Source organism: Kitasatospora sp. NPDC042419 (assembly GCF_056437345.1).
Window position 1 is genome coordinate 97043 of the sequence record NZ_JBWKAW010000001.1, and the last position, 21178, is coordinate 118220.

At 75.2% G+C, this 21178-nt stretch carries 20 protein-coding genes; 13 read left to right on the plus strand and 7 right to left on the minus strand.

Features of this window, described 5'->3' with window-relative positions:
* Window positions 1-83 precede the first annotated feature (83 nt).
* The 4 genes from AC067J_RS00445 to AC067J_RS00460 all read left to right on the plus strand — a co-directional run bounded on the left by AC067J_RS00445 (window position 84) and on the right by AC067J_RS00460 (window position 4520).
* A complete protein-coding gene (locus tag AC067J_RS00445) occupies window positions 84-953 on the plus strand; it encodes a hypothetical protein (protein WP_478295726.1) in 870 nt (289 codons plus the stop codon).
* Window positions 954-1150: 197 nt separating this feature from the next.
* On the plus strand, window positions 1151-1981 hold the full coding sequence (locus AC067J_RS00450; protein WP_478295727.1) for a hypothetical protein: 831 nt from the start codon (window positions 1151-1153) through the stop codon (window positions 1979-1981).
* A 212-nt stretch (window positions 1982-2193) separates the two neighbouring features.
* Window positions 2194-3231: a (2Fe-2S)-binding protein gene (locus tag AC067J_RS00455; protein ID WP_478295728.1), complete on the plus strand. Its 1038-nt coding sequence runs from the start codon at window positions 2194-2196 to the stop codon at window positions 3229-3231.
* Window positions 3232-3446: 215 nt separating this feature from the next.
* Window positions 3447-4520 carry a DUF2637 domain-containing protein gene (locus AC067J_RS00460; protein ID WP_478295729.1) on the plus strand — a complete coding sequence of 358 codons (1074 nt, stop codon included), beginning with the start codon at window positions 3447-3449 and terminating at the stop codon, window positions 4518-4520.
* Between the two features lie 134 nt (window positions 4521-4654).
* Here AC067J_RS00460 and AC067J_RS00465 read toward each other — a convergent pair whose 3' ends face one another.
* Both AC067J_RS00465 and AC067J_RS00470 read right to left on the minus strand, forming a co-directional pair.
* Window positions 4655-6931, minus strand: a complete 2277-nt coding sequence (locus tag AC067J_RS00465) for an ATP-binding SpoIIE family protein phosphatase (protein ID WP_478295730.1) — start codon at window positions 6929-6931, stop codon at window positions 4655-4657.
* 261 nt (window positions 6932-7192) lie between these two features.
* Window positions 7193-7690 (minus strand): ATP-binding protein, encoded by a 498-nt coding sequence (locus AC067J_RS00470; RefSeq protein ID WP_478295731.1) that lies wholly within the window; start codon window positions 7688-7690, stop codon window positions 7193-7195.
* 502 nt (window positions 7691-8192) lie between these two features.
* Here AC067J_RS00470 and AC067J_RS00475 point away from each other — a divergent pair.
* Genes AC067J_RS00475 through AC067J_RS00485 form a run of 3 tightly spaced genes read left to right on the plus strand, consistent with a single transcriptional unit; the run spans window position 8193 to window position 11697 of the window.
* Window positions 8193-8903 (plus strand): urease subunit gamma, encoded by a 711-nt coding sequence (locus AC067J_RS00475; protein ID WP_478295732.1) that lies wholly within the window; start codon window positions 8193-8195, stop codon window positions 8901-8903.
* Window positions 8900-10621: an urease subunit alpha gene (locus AC067J_RS00480; protein WP_478295733.1), complete on the plus strand. Its 1722-nt coding sequence runs from the start codon at window positions 8900-8902 to the stop codon at window positions 10619-10621. Before AC067J_RS00475 ends, AC067J_RS00480 begins: the two co-directional genes overlap by 4 nt.
* A 32-nt stretch (window positions 10622-10653) precedes the next feature.
* Complete coding sequence (locus AC067J_RS00485; protein ID WP_478295734.1) at window positions 10654-11697, plus strand: agmatine deiminase family protein; 1044 nt, start codon at window positions 10654-10656, stop codon at window positions 11695-11697.
* 54 nt (window positions 11698-11751) lie between these two features.
* Here AC067J_RS00485 and AC067J_RS00490 read toward each other — a convergent pair whose 3' ends face one another.
* A complete protein-coding gene (locus AC067J_RS00490) occupies window positions 11752-11976 on the minus strand; it encodes a hypothetical protein (RefSeq protein ID WP_478295735.1) in 225 nt (74 codons plus the stop codon).
* 210 nt (window positions 11977-12186) lie between these two features.
* Here AC067J_RS00490 and AC067J_RS00495 point away from each other — a divergent pair, with 210 nt between their 5' ends.
* Complete coding sequence (locus AC067J_RS00495) at window positions 12187-12795, plus strand: TetR/AcrR family transcriptional regulator (protein WP_478295736.1); 609 nt, start codon at window positions 12187-12189, stop codon at window positions 12793-12795.
* Window positions 12796-12829: 34 nt separating this feature from the next.
* Here the strand turns inward: AC067J_RS00495 and AC067J_RS00500 are convergent, their stop codons facing one another.
* Entirely contained in the window at window positions 12830-14629 is a 1800-nt protein-coding gene (locus AC067J_RS00500; protein WP_478295737.1) for a protein phosphatase 2C domain-containing protein, read from the minus strand.
* 281 nt (window positions 14630-14910) lie between these two features.
* On the opposite strand from AC067J_RS00500, the gene AC067J_RS00505 reads away from it, so the two are divergent.
* The 3 genes from AC067J_RS00505 (at window position 14911) to AC067J_RS00515 (ending at window position 17004) form a co-directional block, all read left to right on the plus strand.
* Entirely contained in the window at window positions 14911-15474 is a 564-nt protein-coding gene (locus tag AC067J_RS00505) for a hypothetical protein (protein ID WP_478295738.1), read from the plus strand.
* Window positions 15475-15616: 142 nt separating this feature from the next.
* Window positions 15617-16297: a DUF3105 domain-containing protein gene (locus tag AC067J_RS00510; RefSeq protein ID WP_478295739.1), complete on the plus strand. Its 681-nt coding sequence runs from the start codon at window positions 15617-15619 to the stop codon at window positions 16295-16297.
* Window positions 16294-17004 (plus strand): DUF305 domain-containing protein, encoded by a 711-nt coding sequence (locus AC067J_RS00515; protein WP_478295740.1) that lies wholly within the window; start codon window positions 16294-16296, stop codon window positions 17002-17004. Before AC067J_RS00510 ends, AC067J_RS00515 begins: the two co-directional genes overlap by 4 nt.
* A gap of 91 nt (window positions 17005-17095) precedes the next feature.
* Here the strand turns inward: AC067J_RS00515 and AC067J_RS00520 are convergent, their stop codons facing one another.
* Window positions 17096-18772, minus strand: coding sequence for an MFS transporter (locus AC067J_RS00520; RefSeq protein ID WP_478295741.1), 1677 nt, complete (start codon window positions 18770-18772; stop codon window positions 17096-17098).
* A 142-nt stretch (window positions 18773-18914) separates the two neighbouring features.
* On the opposite strand from AC067J_RS00520, the gene AC067J_RS00525 reads away from it, so the two are divergent.
* Both AC067J_RS00525 and AC067J_RS00530 read left to right on the plus strand, forming a co-directional pair.
* Entirely contained in the window at window positions 18915-19430 is a 516-nt protein-coding gene (locus AC067J_RS00525) for a MarR family winged helix-turn-helix transcriptional regulator (protein WP_478295742.1), read from the plus strand.
* Window positions 19431-19489: 59 nt separating this feature from the next.
* Window positions 19490-20008: a GNAT family N-acetyltransferase gene (locus AC067J_RS00530; protein WP_478295743.1), complete on the plus strand. Its 519-nt coding sequence runs from the start codon at window positions 19490-19492 to the stop codon at window positions 20006-20008.
* Here the strand turns inward: AC067J_RS00530 and AC067J_RS00535 are convergent.
* Together AC067J_RS00535 and AC067J_RS00540 are read right to left on the minus strand one after the other, a co-directional pair.
* Window positions 19992-20471 (minus strand): hypothetical protein, encoded by a 480-nt coding sequence (locus AC067J_RS00535; protein WP_478295744.1) that lies wholly within the window; start codon window positions 20469-20471, stop codon window positions 19992-19994. The two genes, AC067J_RS00530 and AC067J_RS00535, sit on opposite strands and share 17 nt — an antisense overlap.
* 121 nt (window positions 20472-20592) lie before the next feature.
* The gene (locus AC067J_RS00540; protein ID WP_478295745.1) at window positions 20593-21177 is read right to left on the minus strand and encodes a methylated-DNA--[protein]-cysteine S-methyltransferase; all 585 of its coding nucleotides are present in this window, start codon (window positions 21175-21177) and stop codon (window positions 20593-20595) included.
* Between the last annotated feature and the right edge of the window lies 1 nt (window position 21178).

A 21178-nucleotide genomic window follows, 5' to 3' on the forward strand; every position in this document is an offset into this window, starting at 1 on the left:
CCGCATTCCGCGCCGCGGCCCGCACGTTTCGGGGAGCATGGGACACGTCCTTCCTCCCCCGATTCGAACGGACGGTGCCCGCGATGGCCGGACTGCCCGACGACTTCACCGGACACGACCCGGCCGGGCGCGGCCCGGGGGCGGGGGGTGGCGCCCGGGCGATCCGCTGCCCCGCGTGCCGACGCGAGCACCTGTACGAGCCGCCGTCGCTGCCCTGCCCGTGCGGTGCCTCGCTGAAGGTGCCGCTGCTGCGCGGGGGCGTGCCGGTGCAGGTCCGGTTCCGGTCCTGGGAGGACTCCTGGCTGAGCATGCGCTGCCCGCACTGCGGCCGCTCCGACCAGTGGCCGCAGCCCGAGTTCACCTGCAACTGCGGTGCCACCGTCCGGCTCCCGGTGGACCGCACCACCCGGCTGGGAAGCGGCTCGGCCTCCGGGGCGCTGGGCGCCGCCGCGGGACCGCGCGCCTCCCACCCGTACCCGGCGCGGCCGGCCCAGCCGCTGGACGCCCCGCCGGTCCCGGCGCCGCCGTCCGGCTCCGGCGGCCAGGCCACGCCGTGGCGGCGGCGGGCGCCGTTCCGTCCGCACCCGGTGCGGACCTCGCAGGACGCGGTGTTCACCGCCGCCCGCTACCTGGAGTGGCTGGGCTTCGACGACCTGGAGCTGACCGAGGCTCAGGAGCGGGACGGGGTGACCCTGCTGGGCAGCCGGATGGTCGCCCAGGTGGACACCTGGACCGAACCGGCGGACGTGAAGTCGGTGGAGTGCCTCTGGCTGCAGACCCTGCACGCCGAGGAGATGGCCGCCGCGATGTTCACTCTTGCGGGCTATTCGCACCAGGCCACGGTGCGCGGCGAGCAGCTGCTGGTGGCCCTGTTCAGCCTGGACCTGGCCGGGGTGCCGCAGCCCGCCAACGGTGCCGCCGAGGCCCTGATGGAGACCGGCTGGACGTCCTGAGGCACCGTTCGGACCCGACCGGCCGACCGCTGATCGTTTAGACGAAAACCCGCCCGAGCGCAACAACCTCCGCTCGTGATCTGGTGCACAAGCTCGCCCCCGTGTTGAATTGCCGCCACAACGCGGGCCCGGGGGCGTGTCTTGCCACGAGGGGAAGGGTCCGCGTCCTGCTGGATGGCGCGCACAAGGAGGTGGCGTTGTCGGAGCACGGATGGGGCCCGAGCGGCCGGGACGGGCGGGGGCGGGCGACCACAGACACCGTGTGGCGGCTGCGGTCCCGGGCGTGCTGGCGGGAGGCCGCGGAGCTGCTGCGCCCGGCCGCCGAACGAGATCCGACAGCGGCCCTGGTACGGGCCGAACTCCTGATCGAGCAGTGCCTGTTCACCGCCGCGAACTGGGCCCAGGCGGAACAGGCGCTCCGGCTCGCCGAGGCGGGGTCGACCTCCACCGAACAGCGTGCGGCGGCGGCCTGCGCGCGCGGCTTCCTGGCGTACGTGGCCAGCGTGCTGGGCGCGCGCGACCGGCTCGACGAGGCGCAGGCGGCGCTCGGCCGCACCTCGGCGCTGCTGCCGCCGGACGCACCGGGGCGACCGCTACTGGACTTCCGCCGGGGGCTGGTCGCGGAGAACCTGCTGCGCGACCCCACCGCGGCCTGGATCGCCTACCGCCGGGCACACGACGGCGCGGACGAGCGGGGGGACGAGCTGCTGCGCTCCTCCACCTGGCGTCACCTGGCCGCGCTCGCCCTGGCGGCCGGTGACCGCGAGCGGGCCCGCGAGGGGTTCGAGGCCTCGCTGCGGCTGCGCGAGCAGCTGGGCTTCACGGTCGGGGTGGCGCCCGCGCTGGCGGCACTGGCGGAGGTCGCCGAACCGGCCGAGGCCGCCCGGCTTCGGGCCGAGGCGGCGCGGCTGGTGAAGGCGCTCGGAGGCGTCCCGGTCTGGCTCGCGCGCCAGCTGAGCGCGGTGCGCGCGCCGGGCGCTCCCCCGGACGGACGCATCGGGAGGCAGACCCAGGGGCCGATCAGCTAAGGTGACCCTAACTTGGCCGGGTCGAGCAGTGACCCGGCCAAGTTCGCCTTGCCGTTCCCGGGCTCCGCCAGGCCCCCGTCGGCCGGGCCCGGACGTACGGTGCGGCGACGGCGAGGCACACCCCCGGGTGCGCCGGGCGACGGATGCCCCCGGCCGGGCGCGGGGCCGGGCGGTCCGGCACGGGCTCCGGTCGACCCGATGGGGCTCGCACCATGACCGTGAGCAGCACCCGGCCCGGCCCCGCGCCGCACGCCACCGCCGCCGCCACCACCGCCGGAGCGGCACTCGCCCCACCGCCTTCACGGCCCGCCGCCGTCAGCACCGTCAGCACCGCCACCGCCACCGCCGCGCCGGGCGCCGCCGCGTACCGGCGGCTCGGCGAACTCCTGCCCGGCCTCCGGGTGCACTGCGCCCCGCCGCGCACCGGCCGGGGCTGGATCGCCGGGGCCGACCTGCAGACCCGCCCGGAGGCCCTGCGCGAACTGATCTCCCACGACGCCCGGCAGGGCCTGGCCCGCTACGGGCAGCCGCTGCGCCCGGACGTGGCGGCCGGGTTCGGCCTGCACCGGTTCGTCTGGCCGGTCTCGCTGCTGTTCACCCTGCCGTGGTTCCTGGAGCGTCGGGTCCCGCTGCTCACCCCGGCCGACGTCTCGATCCGGCGCCGCACCGGCGAGCTGACGGTCCGCCCGGGTGCCTTCGTCTGCCTGCCGGACGACCCGGCCGCCGCACCGGCGACCACCGCGGCGGCCACCCCGCCGGGCGCACGGCCGGAAGCACGGCCGGAAGCACGGCTGGACGCACGACCGGATGCACGGCCGGAAACACTGCCGGGCGCACCGGCCGCCGCCCGTACGGTGCCCGACGAGCTGGCGCTCGCCCGCGAACTGCGCACCGCGCTGGCCGACTTCCTGACCCCGGTGCTGACCGCCTTCCGACCGGAGGTACGGCGCGGCCCGCGCACGCTCTGGGCGATGGCGACGGACGCGGCGGTCGAGGGCCTCTGGCACGCCGCCGGACTGCTCGGCGAGGAGGAGCGCGCCCGCACGGAGCTGTCCGCGCTGCTCGCGCCGGGCCTGGACGACGCGCGCCCGGCGCCGGATTGCGCGCCCTTCACGCCGGGCGCTGGATTCACCACCCCCGCGTCCGGCTCCCCGTTGCACTCCGACCGCTGCCGGGCCAGCTGCTGCCTCGTGTACACCGTCCAGGCCGAGGCGATGTGTGCGGGCTGTCCCCGCGTCACGCGAGGTTGACGACGGTCCCCCCGGTACGACGCGGGGCGGGCCCGATGTTCCGGGAAATACCCGCCCCAAATTAATAAGACGATGCGACTTATCCCCCGCCAGAAATCCCTCTCGTCAGCGCATTGACAGCGAATCAGCCATTCTCCGGCCGAGCATCAGTCATGATGGTCCCCGCCATCACGACGCAGGAATTGCGACGCAGGAAAGCGAGGCTGGTCCAGGCGATGAAATTGTCCGACATACCGCTTGGTTGGGCCGTCACCGGCGTTGCGGTGCTGCTGGTCAGCGCCCTGCTGGTGGCCCTGGCCCGGAGCCGGGGATCCGCCACCGGATCGGGTGGTCCGGATTCCTGGGAGCGTTCCGAGGAGCGCCGCCGCCGCAAGGAGTCCCTGTACGGCGGGGCCTCGTACACGCTGCTGTTCTGCTGCGCGGCCGTCGCCGCCGCGCTCTCCTTCCACGGGCTGGTCGGTTTCGGGGTGCAGAACCTCAACCTCTCCGGCGGCTGGGAGTACCTCGTCCCGTTCGGCCTCGACGGGGCGGCGATGTTCTGCTCCGTGCTCGCCGTCCGCGAGGCCAGCCACGGCGACGCCGCGCTCGGCTCCCGGCTGCTGGTCTGGCTCTTCGCCGGTGCCTCGGCCTGGTTCAACTGGGTGCACGCCCCGCGCGGCCTCGGCCACGCCGGCGCCCCGCAGTTCTTCGCGGGGATGTCGCTCTCGGCCGCCGTGCTGTTCGACCGGGCACTGAAGCAGACCCGCCGGGCCGCCCTGCGCGAACAGGGGCTGGTCCCCCGCCCGCTGCCGCAGATCCGGATCGTCCGCTGGATGCGCGCCCCGCGCGAGACCTACGCGGCTTGGTCGCTGATGCTGCTGGAGGGCGTGCGCAGCCTGGACGAGGCGGTCGACGAGGTCCGCGAGGACAAGCGCGAGAAGGCCCTGGAGAAGGAGCGGCGCAAGCTGGCCGGGCGCCGCGAGCGGGCCGAGATCCGGGCGATCAACCGCACCCACAGCGTCTGGCGCCAGCGCGGCGGCGGCTCGTCGGGGGGCACCCGGCAGCTGGAGCCCGGCCCGGAGTCCGCCATAGCGGGCGGCCCCGGCGGACCCGGGGCCGTCGACGGCGCACCCGCCGAGGGGGCGGCCGTCGAGGGGGCGGCGATCGAGGGGACGCCGGCGCAGCCGGGCCTGCCGGCCCGCCCGGAGCTGCGCACCATCGACCTCACCGCGGAGGAGGACACCGTGGCGCTGCCCCGGCTGGACTCGCTGGAGCGCAAGCTGAAGGACCTGGAGCAGCAGTTCGGCTGAGGCCGGGCCCGCCGGCCCGGTGCCGGAGCGGGCCCGGGCCGCTCAGCCGGACGACGCGGCCCGGAACCAGGAGCCCGGGGCCTGAGGCGTGAGGCTCCGGCGTCCGAACGGGCCCCGTTCGGACGCCGGGCCGGTCAGCCCTCGGCCGCGGCGGCGGTGGTCGCGGCGGCGGCAGTCGCGGTGATCTCGAACCACATCCGCTTGCCAGAGCCCCGCGGCTCCACGCCCCAGCCGTCGGCCAGCGCCTCGACCAGCATCAGCCCGCGTCCGGAGGAGGCCTGCTCCCCCGGTGTGCGGCGGGTCGGCCAGAGGTCCGACTCGTCCTCCACCTCGACCCGCAGCCGGGCCCGGCCGCCGTCCGCGGCCGGCTCCCGGTAGAGCCGGGCGGTGAACATCGCGTCCCGGTCGGTGTGCCGGATCGCGTTGGTGACCAGCTCCGAGGAGAGCAGTTCGGCCGTGTCGATCAGCTCGGACACCCCCCAGCGGCGCAGCGCGTCGCGCAGCTCGGCGCGGACCTCGGAGATCCGGGCGAGGTCGGCCTGGCCGATCCGGCGGCGCAGCTGCTGGGCGGCCAGACCGCCTTCGGGGCCGTCCCAGCGCAGCAGCAGGAGCGCTATGTCGTCCTCGCGCTCGCTGGAGTCGGCGGCCTGGGAGGCGATCCGGTCGGCCAGCACCTCCAGCGGGTCGCGGCCGGCCCGCACCGGGTCGGCGAGCGGCTCGGCGAGCACCGAGGTGAGCCGGGCCACGCCCTCGTCGAGGTCCATGCCGCGCGACTCGACCAGGCCGTCGGTGCAGAGCACCACCGTCTCGCCCGGGTCGAGGCTGAACCGGGTGACCCGGTACTCCTCGTCCGGGGCGATGCCCAGCGGCAGCCCGCCGGCGACCGGGACGCTGGTCGCGGTGCCGTCCGCGCGCCGGACCACCGGATCGAGGTGGCCGGCCCGGACCGCGTAGACGACGCCGTAGTCGACGTTGACCTCGGCGTAGGTGCAGGTCGCGAAGTGGTCGGTGTCGAGGTCGGCGAGGAACCGGGAGGCCCGGGCCATCACCGCGGCGGGCGGGTGCCCCTCGGCGGCGTAGGCGCGCAGGGCGATCCGCAGCTGGCCCATGATGCCGGCCGCGTGCACGTCGTGGCCCTGGACGTCGCCGATCACCAGGCCGACGTGGCCGCCGGGCAGCGGGACGACGTCGTACCAGTCGCCGCCGATCTGCAGGCCGGAGCCGGCCGCCAGGTACCGGACGGCGGTGGTGACACCGGGCACGGAGGGGACGGTGCGCGGCAGCATGACCCGCTGGAGGCCGGCCGCCAGCTCGTGCTCGGCGTCGTGCAGCCGGGCCCGGGCGAGCGACTGGGCGACCAGCCCGCCGAGGGTGGAGAGCAGGGTGCGCTCGTCGGCGTCCAGCTGGCGGTCGTCGTCGAAGCTGACCACGCAGACGCCGATGGCCCGGCCGCTGGCCACCAGCGGCAGGAACGCCCAGGAGCTGCGGCTGGTCCGGCGGGTCTGCTCCCAGACGTCCGGGTAGCGCTCGCGGTACTCCTCGCGGCTGGCGCAGAAGACCGGCGCACGGTTGCGCAGCGACTCGGCGGCCGGGTGGGTCTGCGGCAGCACCGAGCGGTCGTAGCCGGCCAGCTCCTCGGCGCGGTAGCCGGAGGCGCCGAGGATCTGCACCCGGCCGGCCTCGAAGGAGGCCAGCACCAGGCCGTCGGGCGGCAGGCCGGGCAGCGGCAGTTCGGTGAACACCCGGGCGACGTCACGGACGGTGACGGCCTCGGAGAGGGCGCGGGCGGCCTCCTTGATGAAGCGGGAGCGCTCCTCGCGCAGCAGGGCCATCCGGTCGGCGCGGTCGCGCTTGTGCAGCTCGACGGTGGCGTCCCAGACGAAGCCGACCATCCGGGAGGCGCGGCCGAAGGCGTCGGCGAGGACCCGGCCGCGGAACCGGACGGCCCGCATGGCGCCGTTCGGGCCGACCGTGCGGTAGTAGGCGCCGCACTGGCCCAGCTCGGCGACGGCGCGCTCGACCCGGCGCCGCACCACGGGGGCGTCCTCGGGGTGGAGCAGGGCCAGGAAGGAGGCGGAGGTGCGGTCGAAGCGGTTCTTGTCCGCCGTGTCCAGGCCGACGATGGTGCAGGCCCGCTGGTCGCCCTCCAGCACGTCGCGGCGGATGTCCCAGTCGAAGGAGCCGATGCCGTTGGCGGCCATCGCCGGTTCCAGCCAGTCCGGTGTGGAGTCGCCCTGGGCGACCGGCAGGCCACCGGAGAGCATCGGCGCCAGCCGGCCGGCGGCCAGGCCGGGAGCGGTGCGCAGCGCGTGCCGCCGGGCCGTCTGGGCGGGGGGCCTGGTCCGCCCCGACCCGGTCGTGGACGGGCCGGGCGGGAGGGCTGGCCCCGGTGACTCGGGCTCTGTGGGCATGCTGCTCCTACCGCTGCCGTGGCGGACCGCGCCGACCGTCCGGACGGGCCGCGTGGCGGTGTGATGGGTGGTGCTCGGTGGGTCGGTGCCGACGGACGATGGTCAGTCGAGGTGAGCTTTCCCCGCCGCTTCTCGCACGTGGACACACATTTCCACCATCCTGGCCAATGTTCGGCCCAGCGGCAATGGCAACGGGCCGGAAATCTTGGCTTCGGCCTTCGGTTTCGGGCATCGTTCGACGGCGAACGGTGTTCCGGTGGGTCAGGCCGCGGCCGAGGCCAGCTCGAACCAGGTGACCTTGCCGTCGCCGCGGAGCTGGACGCCCCAGGAGTCGGCCAGTGCCTCGACCAGCATCAGCCCGCGGCCCGAGGTGGCGTACTCGGCGTCGTCGCGCCGGCGCCCGGGCAGCCGGGCGGTGCCGTCCTGGACCTCGATCCGCAACCGCAGGTCGGCGCTGAGCACCGCGTCGAAGACCGCTCCCTGACCAGTGTGCTGCAACGCGTTGGTGACCAGCTCGGAGGAGAGCAGCTCGGCCGTGTCGGCCAGCTCCGGGACGCCCCAGTGGCCGAGGGCCGCCCGCAGCCGCCGGCGGACCGCGGCGACGGCGACCAGGTCGGCCGCCTCCACCGCGAGGTGGAGCCGGCGGTGCAGTGCGCACCCCGGTGCCGGTACGCCCTGACGGGCGGCGCCGGTGGCGCCCGCCGTACCGGTGGTGCCCGTCGTGGCCGCCGTGCCGCCCTGACCCGTGGGCCGGAACACGCCCCCCGAACCCGTCCGCTGCCGCGGGAATCGCGACTGTCCGTCCATCACCCCTGCCCCCGCCCTCGCTCCGGGCCCCCGGGCCGGATCCCCCGCCGGCCGGGTGGCCCCCCTCGTTCTGACCACCCATCCTCATGCCCACCTTTCGGCATTTGGAACAGTGCACGGGCGATCACCTGGGGTGAAAGGGGCACGGGGCCGTTGGCGTGATCCAACTACCGCCGCCGGACAGGTTTGCGAAGCATACGAGCCGTTTTCGAGGCCCGCCCTCCGGCCGCGCCGGCGACACGCCCGGCCCATTGGCGGCTCCCGGCGAGCCGAACGACGCCGGAGCCGCAACGCTGGACAGGGCGGCCGGGTCCGGGTTCAATGGCCGAGGATGTTTGAACGGCGTTCTAACTTGATCCGGACGCCCGCCCCACCGGCACCACCCCACCGGCACCACCCGGAGCACCCCCGGCCACCACCCCCACCTCTCCCCGGCGACCGCGAGCGAGGAACCGTGCGACTGACCCCCACCGAGCGGGACCGGCTGCTGATCTTCACAGCAGCCGAGCTGGCCCGCGCCCGCCGCGCCCGAGGCCTGCGCCTGAACATCCCCGAGGCCACCGCGCTGATCGCGGACACCGTCTGCGAGGCCGCCCGCGACGGCAGGCGGCTGGCCGAGGCCATCGAGGCCGGCCGCTCGGTGCTCGGCGCGGACGACGTGCTGCCCGGCGTGCCCGACGTGGTCACCGTGGTCCAGGTCGAGGCGGTCTTCGACGACGGCACCCGCCTGGCCGTGGTCAACGACCCGTTCCAGGGCGCCGGCTCGCTCGGCGACGAAGCCCCCGGCGGAGCGCTGATCGGCGACGGAGCGGGCTACGACCCCGTCGAGGAGACGGTCGTGCTGCCCGTCCACAACACCTCCGGGGTGCCGATCTCGGTCACCTCGCACTTCCACTTCTTCGAGGCCAACCCCCGGCTGGCCTTCGACCGCGCCGCCGCCTACGGCACCCACCTCGCGGTGCCGGCCGGCTCCTCGGTCCGCTTCGACCCGGGCGCCACCGTCGAGGTCGGCCTCGTCCCGATCGGCGGCGGTCGGGTGGCGATCGGCTTCGCGGGCCTGGTGGACGGCCCGCTGGACGCGCCCGGCGCCAAGGAGGCCGCGCTGGCCAAGGCCCGCGCCACCGGATACCTGACCGGCTTCGACGACGCGGAGGTCGAGTCGTGACCGCCATCACCCCGCACGACTACATCTCGGTGCACGGCCCCCGGGCCGGCGACCGGATCCGGCTCGGCGACTCCGGCCTGATCGTCCGGGTCGAGTCCGACTCGCAGGCGCCGGGCGACGAGTTCCTGGCCGGCTTCGGCAAGACCGCCCGCGACGGCCTGCACCTCAAGCCCGCCGCCGTCCGCGACACCTGCGACGTGGTGATCAGCAACGTCCTGGTGATCGACGCGGTCCTGGGCGTCCGGAAGACCTCGATCGGCCTGATCGACGGCCGGATCGCCTCCATCGGCCGGGCCGGCAACCCGGACACCCTGGACGGCGTGGACGTGGTGGTCGGCACCGGCACGACGATCGTCTCCGGCGAGGGCATGATCGCCACCGCGGGCGCCATCGACACCCACGTGCACCTGCTCTCACCGCGGATCATGGAGGCCTCCCTGGCCTCCGGCGTCACCACGATCATCGGCCAGGAGTTCGGCCCGGTCTGGGGCGTGGGCGTCAACTCGCCCTGGGCGCTGCGGCACGCCTTCAACGCCTTCGACGCCTGGCCGGTCAACATCGGCTTCCTCGGCCGGGGCTCGTCCTCCGACCCGGCCCCGCTGGTCGAGGCCCTCGCCGAGGGCGGCGCCTCCGGTTTCAAGGTGCACGAGGACATGGGCGCGCACACCCGCGCGCTGGACACCGCGCTGCGGGTCGCCGAGGAGTACGACGTCCAGGTCGCCCTGCACACCGACGGCCTCAACGAGTGCCTCTCCGTCGAGGACACCCTCAAGGTGCTGGAAGGCCGCACCATCCACGCCTTCCACATCGAGGGCTGCGGCGGCGGTCACGTCCCCAACGTCCTCAAGATGGCCGGCGTCCCGAACGTCATCGGCTCCTCCACCAACCCGACCCTGCCCTTCGGCCGCGACGCGCTCGGCGAGCACTTCGGCATGATCGTCTCGGCCCACGACCTCAAGGTCGACCTCCCCGGCGACGCCGCCATGGCCCGCGACCGCATCCGCGCCGGCACCATGGGCGCCGAGGACGTCCTGCACGACCTCGGGGTCATCGGCATCACCTCCTCCGACGCCCAGGGCATGGGCCGCGCCGGCGAGACCGTCCGCCGCACCTTCGCCATGGCCGGCAAGATGAAGGCCGAACTCGGCCCCCTCGACGGCGCCGGCTCCTACGGCACCACCGACGGCGGCGACGACAACGAGCGCGTCCTGCGCTACATCGCCAAACTCACCATCAATCCCGCCATCGCCCACGGCCTGGCCCACGAGGTCGGCTCCATCGAGGTCGGCAAGCTCGCCGACATCGTGCTGTGGCGCCCCGACCACTTCGGCGCCAAGCCCCAGCTCGTCCTCAAGTCCGGCTTCCCCGCCTACGGCGTCGTCGGCGACCCCAACGCCTCCACCGACCGCTGCGAACCCCTCGTCCTGGGACCGCAGTTCGGCGCCCACGGCGCCACCGCCGCCGACATCTCGGTCGCCTTCGTCTCGCAGGCCGCCGCCGACGGCGCCTACCTCGACCGGGCCGCCGACGGCCTGCCCACCCGCCGCCGACGCGTCGGCGTCCGGGGCACCCGCGGCATCGGCCCCGCCGACATGGTCCGCAACGCCCGGATCGGCCGCGTCGACGTCACCGAGACCGGCCTGGTCTCGCTGGACGGCTCGCCGCTGCGCTCCGAACCCGCCGACAGCGTGTCGCTCAGCCGCCTCTACTTCCTCTGACCCTCGCCCGCTTTCCTCCCAAGGACACGAAGATGACCACCCCCACCCCCGCCTCCCTCGGCTACCGGATGCCCGCCGAGTGGCACCCGCACGACCGCACCTGGATGGCCTTCCCCACCGACAACCCGACCTTCGACACCCCCGAGCACCTGCACGCGGCGCGCGAGGCCTGGGCCGCGGTCGCCAACACCATCGTGCGGTACGAGCCGGTGACCCTGGTCGTCAACACCGGCGGGACGGCGGAGGCGCGCAAGTACGTCGCCGAGCAGGTCGAGATCGTCGAGCGCCCGCTGGACGACGCCTGGATGCGCGACATCGGCCCGTCCTTCCTGATCGACGGCGAGGGCGGCCTGGCCGCCGCCGACTGGATCTTCAACGGCTGGGGCGCGCAGTCCTGGGCGCGCTGGGAGAACGACCGGCACATCGCCGAGCACGTCAGCGGGCTGACCGGCGTCCGGCGGTTCGCCTCGCGGCTCATCAACGAGGGCGGCGGCATCCACGTCGACGGCGAGGGCACCGTGCTGGTCACCGAGACCGTCCAGCTCGGCGAGGGCCGCAACTCCGACTGGACCAAGGAGGAGGTCGAGGCCGAGCTGCACGCCTTCCTCGGCACCACCAAGGCCGTCTGGCTGCCGCGCGGACTCACCCGCGACTACGACGAGTTCGGCACCCGCGGCCACATCGACATCGTCGCCTCCTTCGTCCGCCCGGGCGTCGTGGTCGCCCACGTCCAGCCGGACCCGGCGCACCCCGACCACGAGGTGTGCAAGGAGCTGGTGGAGATCCTGCGCGCCTCCACGGACGCCCGCGGCCGGCAGCTGGAGGTCATCGAACTCCCCGCCCCCACCGTCCTGCTGGACGAGGACGGCGAGCCGGTCGACTACTCCTACATCAACCACTACGTCGCCAACGGCGCCGTCGTGCTCTGCGCCTTCGACGACCCCCGCGACGAGGAGGCCGCCGCGATCCTCCGCGAGGCCTACCCCGGCCGCACGGTCGAACTGGTCGACGCCCGCGAGATCTTCGCCAACGGCGGCGGCATCCACTGCATCACCCAGCAGCAGCCGAAGGCCTGACCCCGGCACCGGGGTGGCACCCGCCGGGAGCGGCGGGTGCCACCCCGGTGGTGCCTAATGGTGGTACCTCCCCAGGTCGTCGGTGGTGAGGCCGTGCGTGCTGTGCATCGCGATCGAGCTGTAGGAGGAGCGGAGGGCCCGCAGCTGGGCCAGCCGCTCCTGCTCGGCGAGGACGCCGTCGAGGTTCTCGGTGGGGCCACTGCTCCGGCGGTGCAGGTGGACCGCCAGTACGGTCACGATCACCGCGAGCCCCGCGAACAGGGCGATCAGTGCGGCCATGGACACCCCCTCGGGTCGGGGTCGTGCTGTTGATCGGAATGATTGGTACGTACCCGTAGGACCATGTCCCGAACCGGCCGGAGTCCCGCTCCGTGGTTCCTCCGACACAGCCGGTGTCGTCAGGGCCCCGTAGGCTCCCACGGATCCCCCGGGCCCCACGGGTCCCGGAGGTCCCGCGCACACCCCAGAGCTTCCGGAGGAACAGGACAGATGGCGGACGCCCGCCCGCGCCGACCGGCGCGCCCCCGCGAGGAGGTCTTCGCCACCGCGCGGACCGCGATCGCCGAACACGGGCTGGCCAAGCTCACCATGGCCGGCCTCGGCAAGCAGCTCCAGATGAGCGCGGGCCACCTGCTCTACTACTTCGGCAGCAAGGACCAGCTCCTGCTGGAGACCCTCCGCTGGAGCGAGGAGCAACTCGGCGCCCGCCGCCACGAGGTGCTCACCGACGGCGGCCGGGACACCTGGCAGCGGCTCGCCGGGTACGCCGCGCTCTACCTGCCCGAGGGTCCGGGTGACCCGCGCTGGATCCTCTGGGTCGAGGTGTGGGGCCGCTCCCCCGCCAGCGAGGAACTGCGGCAGGGCCAGCTGGAGATCGAGGCCCCCTGGCAGGCCGACCTGGTCGCCCTGATCGAGGAGGGCACCGCAGCCGGCCGCTTCGGCCCCGGTGACGCCACCGAACGCGCCAGCCAGATCCGCGCCCTGCTCGACGGCCTCGCCGTCCCGCTGGCCCTCGGCCTCCCCGGTGCCCGCCGCACCCGCGCCCTCCACCTCGCCGAGTCCGCCTGCGGCACCCTGCTGGGCGCGGCGCCCGCCTGAGCGGGCACGGGCCGGACCCGGCGGCCGGGCCCGGCTACTCCGTCCAGACCGCGGCGGCGGTGCGGTCGTCGGCGTAGCCCTTGGCCCGGACCTGGACCTGGCGCAGGAAGTCCACCGTGCCCGGCGGGTGCGGGTGCGCCCAGTGGGAGGCCAGGAAGTGCGCGACCGCGGGCTCGTCGGCGACCGGACGGGCCAGCCCCGGGGTGCAGAGCAGCAGGATGTCGCCCGGCGTCGCCGGGACCATCCGGAAGCGGAACGGACGCGGACCCGTCGCCTGCCCCTCGGGCACCGGCGGCTGGCCGTCCGGGTGGTGCAGCAGACGGGCCGCGTACGCGTCGATCCAGTGCCCCGAACGCAGCAGGTACAGCCCGCCCGGGCCGACCCCGAACGCCGCGCGGTACCCCGCCGCCGGGTCGAGCGAGAGCAGCATGCAGTGCAGCGAGACGGGGGACGGCTCGGCCTCCGCGTCCGGCCCGGCGCCGGGCTCCTGGGCCGGGACGAGCGCGCGCAGCGGGGCCGCCGCGCTGGTGGCGAGCCGCTGGAGGCCGTAGCGGAGCCGGTCCCGGGCACCGTCGCGCAGGTCGGCGGCGAGGCCCGGCCGGCTGCGGCCGATCGCTCCGGCGAGCTGTCGGCAGGACTCGGCGGCGGCGGTGGCGACCTCCTCCGGGGTGGGTCCGCCGGCCGGGCCGGGCCGGTCGAAGCCGCCGAGAACGGCGAGCAGCAGACCGTCGGCCCCCGTACCGAAACGGGTCACCAGCAGGGCGTCGCTCCGGGGCTCGCCCCGGTAGCGGGCCGAGTCGCCGCGGACGGAGGTGGCGCGCAGGGTGGTGGCGGCGTACTGGGCGCCCTCCAGCACGGTGTCGGCGACGACGGAGCCCAGCGCGCCCGGGTCCGCCTCCGGCACGGCGGTCGGCTCGGGCCCGTAGGTGGGCGGCCGCTCGCCGACGTGCGGGACGGCGGGCGCGGTACCGGCCCGCCCGACGCGGACGGCGGAGCGGGGCGCGGGGGCGGTAGCCGGCGCCGGGGCGGGCTCAGGGGCCGGGGTGGGCTCGGGGGTGGGCTCGGGGGTGGGCTCAGGGGCCGGGGCAGGAGCCGGGCGCTCCGCGACGACCGGCTCGGGCTCGGGCACGGACTCGGGGGCAGGCACGGGGGCCGGCTCGGGCCGCTCGGCAACGGCCGGTGCCGGCTCGGACACCGGCTCCGGTGCCGGTTCCGCAGTCGGTTCCGCAGTCGGTTCTGCGGTCGGCTCCGCCACGGGAACCGGCTCCTCGGCGACCGCCGGTTCGGGCACCGGCTTGGGCCGGGGTTCCGGTACGCGGGCCACCGCAGGGTCCGGCTTCCCCGGACCGCCCCGCTCCGCCGCCGACTCCCGGCCCTCCACCGGCTCCCGCTCCAGCACCCCGGGCCGCTCGGCCGGCGCGTCGTCCGCCCAGGGAGGGGCCGGGAAACGGTGGGTCTCGGCCGGGTCCGACCGCTGCGGGCTGATCACGCCGACGGCCGTGTCGAACCAGTCGTCGATGCTGTCCCGCTCCAGCACCTGGGTGTCGGCCGCCGGATCCGCCGCCGGCTGCGCGCCGGGCTCCGCCCCGACCTCCGGACCGACCTCCCGACCGGCCTCCACCACGGCCTCCGGAGCGACCGCCGGCCCTGCCGGGTCCCCGCTCCGCTGGTGCCCGATCAGTCCGGCCGCCGTCTCGAACCAGTCGTCGACGCTGCCCTCCCCCGGGGTCGCGTCCGGGGTGTCGGGGAGGGTGCCCGCCGGGCCCGCGTAGACCGCGTCCCACCAGCCGTCGTCCGGCCGGGGCTGCTGCGCGGGTGCACCCTGCTTGGTCATCTGGCGGCTCCTGGTCACTCCGTGGTCGCGCCGCCCCCGGCGGGCCGGGCTCGACGTCATTGTCTCCAAGGGCAACGACGCTGTCCGGGTTTCGACGACAACCGCACCCACATCGGCCGATAACGATCACCGGGTTAGCCGTCCGTTTCGTTTCCGTTCCTCCCGTGCTCGCCCGAACCGCCCCGAGCAGGGTGTTTCCGGGGGATTCCGGCCCGTCGACCGCCGAAAGTGAGAGACCAGGAGGGGGCTCGCTTCACTCGTTCGGCTGATTAAATGTGCGCATGACCGCGTCGGCCCCCAGCACCTCCCGACCGGGGAGGGCCGTACTCACGGGCCACCCGGTCGGCGCGCTGTGGGTCCTGCTGCTGGCCGGACTGCTGACGGCGCTCCCGTGCGCGGGCCACGCCAGGGCGGTCGCGACCGAGCGGCCGGGTGCACCGGCGGCCGTCCCGATCGGCCCGCCGACCGGCCTCCTCGACGCACCGGCCACCGCCGCACCGGCGCCCGGCCAGGACCAGGGGACCGGCCACGGGGTAGCCCACCGCACCACCACCGGCCCGGCCGACACTCCGCAGACCGTCGGCGACCGCGTCCGCGCGGAGAGCCACCGGCACTGGACGTGGTGCTCGGTCGACGGCGACCCGCCGCACCGCAACAACGGCTGCTCCGGTCACCCGTACTGCGCCCAGGACGCCCAGCTCCCCAACCCGCCGCCGCACCCGCAACCCGCCGCGGCACCCCTGACGGAAGCCCCCGAGGCGCTGCCCCGGGTGGTGCCCGCCGGGCTGCTGGTCGGCCCGCACCCCGCGCCCGACCTGCACGAACTCCAAGTACACCGGTCCTGAGCGGAACCCGCCGCCGGCCCTCCCCCGCCTCCCGCCCGCGCTCCCGCGCGGTCCGGTGGACGGACGGGACCGACGGATCCGCCCCCTCCCGCCACCTCTTCAGACCGCCGCGCCCGATGCGCGGTGGGGACAAGGACACCACATGGGTTCCGCCTCCAAGCAGTCCGGCAAGGCACAGTCGAGCAAGCCGGGCGGCAAGCAGGGCAACCTCGACCGCCGCGCCCGGATCGCCGAGCTGCGCGCCGCCGAGCAGCGCCGCGACCGCCGCAACAAGGTCGTCGCCGGGTCGATCGCGGGCGTGCTGGTGATCGCCGCGATAGCCACCGGCACCTGGATCGTGGTCGACGCCAACAACGACAAGAAGGCCAAGGAGGCCGCCGCCAGCGCCCCGATCGACGGCGTGCAGACCTTCGGCGAGCTGAGCCGCACCCACGTCAAGGAGAAGGTCACCTACCCGCAGACCCCGCCGGTCGGCGGCGACCACAACGCGATCTGGCTGGACTGCATGGGCACCGTCTACGACCAGCCGGTCGAGAACGAGCGCGCCGTCCACTCGCTGGAGCACGGCGCGGTCTGGGTGACCTACAACGGCAAGGCCACCCCGGAGGACATCAAGGCCCTCTCGGACAAGGTGAAGGCCACCCCGTACTCGCTGATGAGCCCGTACCCGGACGAGCAGGGCACCATCACCCTGAACGCCTGGTCCACCCAGCTGGTCGTGGACAGCGCCTCCGACCCGCGCGTGGAGAAGTTCTTCACCAAGTACGTCCAGGGCAAGCAGACCCAGGAGCCCGGGGCCTCCTGCACCATGGGGGCGATGTGACCGCCCCCGGCGTCACACCCGGCGGGGAGGACACCGAGGACGACGACGTCCCCGCGGCGGCCTCGCGCAAGCGGGTCTGGTGGCCGGCCGCACTGGCCGCCGCCCTCGCGCTCGCGCTCGGCGTGCCGGCCCTGGTGGCCGGCGGGACGTCGGCCTCCGGCTCCTCCTCGCTCTCCGCACCGGCGGACGACTCCCCGGAGGCCGGGTTCGCCCGCGACATGGCGACCCACCACCAGCAGGCGGTGGACCTGTCGTTCATCGTCCGCGACCGGACCTCGGACGAGCACACCCGCACGCTCGCCTTCGACATCATCAACACCCAGGCCAACCAGCGCGGCATGATGATGGGCTGGCTCGACCAGTGGGGGCTCTCGCAGCACTCGCCGGCCAAGCCGATGGCGTGGATGGGCATGAAGCACGGCTACGAGGCGCACGACGGCTCGCTGATGCCCGGCATGGCCACCAACACCCAGCTCGCCAAGCTCCGTTCGCTGAGCGGGCGGGACGCCGAGGTGCTCTTCCTGCAGCTGATGCTGGAGCACCACAAGGGCGGCGTGGAGATGGCCCAGGGCTACGTCGACCTGGCGAAGAACGAGAGCGAGAAGCGGCTCGCCCAGTCGATGGTGGCCGGGCAGACGTCGGAGATCCAGCTGATGACCGACATGCTCCAGGAACGCGGCGCCGCCCCCGGCGTGCCCGCCTCCTGACCGGCGGCACGACGCGGCACGGTACGGCACAGCACGGCACGGCCGGGGCGGTGGACGGGTGATCCGTCCGCCGCCCCGGCCGTTTCCGTGCTCAGCGGCGCACCGGCGACCGGTCGCGCCCGGGCTCGCGTACCGGCTGCTCGCGAGCCCGGACCGGACGGCCCCGCACCGGACGACCCCGCACCGGACGACCCCGGACCGGACGGGAGAGCGCCACCGCGAGGCCGGCCACCGCGGCGAGGACGAGCAGCACCGACCGGCCGCCGAGCACCGGTCCCGCCAGGTGGACGCCGAGCACCGGCAGCGCGGTGCCGAGCGCCGTACCGAGGCTGCGGGCCATGTTGACCATGCCGCCGCCGACCGCCGAGCACTCCGCCGGGATCGCCCGCATCACCAGCGCGTTGTTGGCCGGCAGCAGCACGCCCAGCCCGGAGCCGACGGCCGCCAGCGGCACCGCGAGCAGGTGGACGGGCAGGCCGGCACCCGGGAGCAGCGCGCAGCACAGCAGCCCGGTCCCGGCGAGGGCGGCGCCGAACCGGCAGCGGGCGGCGTCCGACCAGCCGCGCGGCAGCAGCGCGCCGCCGACCGTCGCGGCCACCGCGAACGCGGCCGGGAGCAGGGTGATCACCAGACCGGCCCGGGCGGTCGGCAGGCCGGACTCGGCGAGCAGCACCGGGCCCAGCACCAGCGGGCAGAACAGCAGCAGGTACCCGATCAGCGAGACCGCGAGGCCGGGCCGGACACCGGGGGTGTTGACCAGCCCGGGCGCGAGGATCGGCCGGGTGGCCCGCCGCTCCTGGCGGACCAGGCCGAACGCGAGCAGCACGGCGGCGAGCAGCAGTCCGGCCACCGCCCAGCCGGGCAGCGGCAGGCCGGAGGCGGCGGAGAGGGCGAGCAGCAGTGCGGTGGACGAGCCGGTGAGCAGCAGCAGGCCGGGCAGGTCGAAGCGGCCGCCGTCGCCGTCGCCGTCGGGACGGCGGCCGACGGCCCGGCGCGGGCGCGGGAGCCGGGCCGTGAGCGCGGGCACGGGCGCGGGCCGGGGCGTCACCGAAGGCGCGGGGCGGGCCGTGCGACGGTCGGCGGTCGGGATTCCGACGGGCGGGGCTCCGGCGGGCGGGGCTCCGGCAGGCCCGGTGTCGGGGCGGGTCCGGGGCAGCAGGAACCAGCCGGCCGCGATGCCGACCAGGCCGATCGGCACGTTGACCCAGAACACCCAGCGCCAGGAGGCGTGCTCGACCAGCAGCCCGCCGAGGCTCGGTCCGAGCGCGAGTCCCAGTCCCTGGGCGGCGGCCTGGACGCCGAGCGCCCGCCGCATCGCGTGCTCGGGCACGCCGCGCGCGACCAGGGCGACGCTGTTGGCCTGCATCATCGCGCCGCCGACGGCCTGGACCGCCCGGCACGCGACCAGTGTCCCGAGTCCGCCGGCGAATCCGGCGCCCAGCGAGGCGAGGCCGAAGACGGCGAACCCGCCGAGGTAGACGGTCTTGCGGCCGACCAGGTCGGAGAGGCGCCCGACCGGTGCGAGCAGTGCCACCAGCACCAGTAGGTAGGCGAGGGCGACCCACTCGACGGCGGCGAATCCGGCGTGGAAGTGGCGCTGGAGCTCGGGGTAGACGAGGGCGGTGACGCTGGCGGTCAGCTGACCGAGGAACGCGCCGAGGCAGACGGTGGCGACGGCGAGCCAGTGGGCGTGCCGCCAGCAGGCTATGCCGCGCGGCCGGGGGTGCTCGGTGAGCAGCCGGGTGGCGAGGGTGGACGCGGCGTTCATACGGCGAAATATATCGGATACAGATATGTTCTTTCTACGAGCTGATCGATGTGCGACCTGACCGCCGATGACCGGCATCGATCGCCGCAGACCGGATCCCGGCCGTCAGGGACCGTCCGCACCAAGCGCTACGCTGTCCGCCATGCCGTCGTCACCACCCGTCCCCGAACCCGCCACCGGACCGGCCACCGCCGGACCCCAGGACCCGGAGACCGAGGCGGTCGAACGCGCCCGGCGGCTCACCGACGTGGTCACCCGGCTCCGCCGCACCCTGCGCAGCAGCATCCGGACCGACTACCCCTGGGAGTCCCTGCCGATGGCGCAGGTCGAGCTCCTCCAGACGCTCGCCGCCGCCCCGCTGCGCGTCGGCGAACTGGCCGCCCGCCAGCGGCTCGCGCCGAACACCGTCAGCGGCCTGGTCGGCAAGCTGCTGGAGGCCGGGTTCGTCGACCGCCAGGCCGACCCCGGCGACCGGCGCACCGCCCGGATCGCCCTCACCCCGGCCGGCCGGCGCCAGCTCGACGACTGGCAGCACGCCCACGAGCGCCGCATCGCCACCGCGCTCGACGCCCTCTCCCCCGCCGACCGCGACGCCGTCATGCACGCGCTGCCCGCCCTGGAGAACCTCGCCCGGGCGCTCGCCGAACCGGCCGCCTGAGCAGATCCCCGGCACGAAAACCGGTCGCCGGCACCCGTGCCGCCGACTACCTTCCGGGCATGGACCCCGTGCTGCTCCGTCTCGAACCCTGGACCGACGCCGACCTCGCCCTGCTGCGCAGGATCAACACCCCGGAGATGCGCGCGCACGTCGGCGGCCCGGAGAGCGAGGAGCGGATGCTCGCCCGCCACCGGCGCTACCTGGACTTCGTCCCGTCCGGCACCGGCTGCATGTACCGCGTCGTCCTGGAGCCCGAGGGCGTCGCCGTCGGCAGCGTCGGCTACGCCGAGCGCAGCTGGCAGGGCTCGACCGTCTACGAGATGGGCTGGAACGTCCTCCCGCCCCACCAGGGCCGGGGCATCGCCGCCGCGGCGGCCCGCGCCGCGGTCGAGGCCGCCGCCCGCACCGCCCGCCACCGCTGGCTGCACGCCTTCCCGTCGGTCGACCACCCCGCCTCCAACGCCGTCTGCCGGAAGGCCGGCTTCACGCTCGTCGGCGAGACCGACTTCGAGTTCCCGCCCGGCCGCTGGATGCGCAGCAACGACTGGCGGGTGGAGCCGGCTACGGCTGCCAGATGACGGCTCCGTCCCGCACGACCAGCGGCTCGGTCCGGTCCGACTCGTGGAACCGGATCCACCCGAGGCGCACGAGTCCGTCGCCGCGCCGGTACAGGCCGTCGGCGGCCTTGGTCGCGAGCCAGCCGAGCAGCTGTCCGGTGAGGTCGAAGTCGTCGGGGTGGATCTCCTGCCGACTGGTCAGGGCCCACGTGCCGCACCAGGTGTCCTCCCGGCGGTGGAGGGCGGAGACGAGCGCGCCGCCCGCCCTGCGCGCCTCGCCGTGCACGCCCAGGAGCGGCCGGGGATCGTCGCCGATGACGAGCTCACCGTCGTCGTCCTCGTCCACGTACGGGAAGGCGGGCACGATCCGGAGCACCTCCGGCCTGGGGCCGAGCCCGAGGTGCCACCGGAGCTCGGCGAGCTCCTCCTCGGACACCTCGTCGTGCAGGTCCAGCGTGAGCGTGATTTCGAAGACGTCGGCCACGGTCGCACACGCTAGCGGCCGCCTCCGACATCCCGCACCGGGCCGGCCCGGTGCGGCCCGGTGCGGGATGTCGGAGGCCCCTCCACCCGCCGCCCCGCACGCCCCGCTACTCCCCCGGCCGTCAGAACAGGGCGCCGCTCTCCAGGTCCAGCAGCCAGCGCTTGCGGTCCGTCCCGGCGGCGAAGCCGGTGAGGGCGCCGTTCGCGCCGATGATCCGGTGGCAGGGGCGGACGATGAGCAGCGGATTGGCCCCCACGGCCCCGCCGACCGCGCGGACGGCCCGCGGGGACTCCCCGGCCAGGGCGGCGAGCCGGCCGTAGGTGACGGTCTCGCCGTACGGGATCCGGTCGAGGGCGGCCCAGATCCGGCGGCGGAACTCGGTGCCCACCGGGGCGAGCGGGAGGTCGAAGTGCGTGCGCTCGCCGGCGAAGTAGGCGGTCAGCTGGGCGACCGGCTCGGCCAGCGCGTCCGGGTCGTGGACCCAGTCGTCGGCGGGTTCGGCGAGCGCGTACTTCTGGCCGGGGGCCGTGACGGTGGCCAGCGCGGCCGCACCGCCGTCCGCGGGCCGGACGCCGCTGAGCATCAGACGCCCGAAGGGGCTGTCCATGAAGGTGAAGACGGTGGTGCTCGTCCCGGTGGTGCCGGTCTTCGCGGCTCCGGTCCCGGTGGTGCTCGTGTCGGCGGTGCTCGTGTCGGCGGTGCTCATC